This window comes from Arenibacter lacus (assembly GCF_008711145.1).
Classification (GTDB): domain Bacteria; phylum Bacteroidota; class Bacteroidia; order Flavobacteriales; family Flavobacteriaceae; genus Arenibacter; species Arenibacter amylolyticus.
The window spans coordinates 1-937 of record NZ_VVIN01000191.1; the positions used below are offsets into that span (position 1 = coordinate 1).

Sequence of the window (937 nt, forward strand, 5' to 3'; positions counted from 1 at the left end):
GTGAAGGTTATCCGGAATCAACATGTTTAAATTCTGATCCTTTATCTCATTCTCTTTATAGCCAAACATTTCGTTGGTTCGGTGATTGGTGGCCACAATGACACGTTCTTGGTTCACCACCAAAATTCCCTCGGAAACCGCTTCGGAAAGCAGTTGAAAAATATCCTTATTCTTCTCAAATACGCGCATTGTATAAAATTACATTAATTTATGTTGTAAGATCAGTCTTAGACCATGATAAGCAAACTCTTTCCTGTGAGGCTTTTACGCCTCCTTCACTCCCATGTTTCCCTAAACACTAAATATAGTAACCTAATTGATGGCTCCCAAACTAAAATGACACAGACCATCAAAAATCATTTTTGTATTTTTAAGGGAAGCCGAATTCAGTCAACTATCACTCATTGGGCATTACACGAATTTAATCTAAAACTGCACTATGTTACCCACAGAACAACCAAAGGAATTCTATGAAAATTTGGGGAAATTATTTTATGCCCTTGCCAAGGCCGATAAAAATATAGTGCCACAGGAAGTGGCATCGCTCCAAAACAGTATTCGTAATTATTGGGCTTCCTTGAACGATGGAGATGCAGCTAGTAAGCTTATCCAAGAAAAATTTGAACTACTACACCAACAAGAAAAAAAAGCGAAGGATTGTTTTGATGAATTTGAGGCTTTTTACTTGAAGAATCCCCCCTTATTTAGTCCTGAAATAAAAAATCGCATATGGAAAACAGCAGATGATATAGCTGCTTCCTTTGCGCATAAGAATAAGTCTGAAGTGATTATTTTAAATAAGTTGAAGCTTTTGCTCTCTTCATAGCAGGTACGCATTTCCTGCCAATTGAAAGTGCTTCCTTATAGAAAAAGAAAATGACCCGCTACCTAAAAAGCGGGGCCCTTGCTAAGCACTGGCACCGCTTTTTTGTTTCAC

General features: G+C 37.8%; 2 protein-coding genes. One reads left to right on the top strand and one right to left on the bottom strand.

Annotation, left to right across the window (positions count from 1 at the left end):
* On the bottom strand, window positions 1–189 hold a 189-nt coding region (locus F1E73_RS17100; protein ID WP_150452673.1), incomplete at its 3' end, for a PAS domain S-box protein.
* A gap of 250 nt (window positions 190–439) precedes the next feature.
* Between F1E73_RS17100 and F1E73_RS17105 the strand changes: the two genes are divergently transcribed.
* Window positions 440–826 (top strand): hypothetical protein, encoded by a 387-nt coding sequence (locus F1E73_RS17105; protein WP_150452674.1) that lies wholly within the window; start codon window positions 440–442, stop codon window positions 824–826.
* The last annotated feature ends 111 nt before the right edge of the window (window positions 827–937 follow it).

Bases quoted from the DNA above. Each gene is read 5' to 3' on its own strand.
- F1E73_RS17105 (WP_150452674.1), top strand. From the start codon at position 440: ATGTTACCCACAGAACAACCAAAGGAATTCTATGAAAATTTGGGGAAA.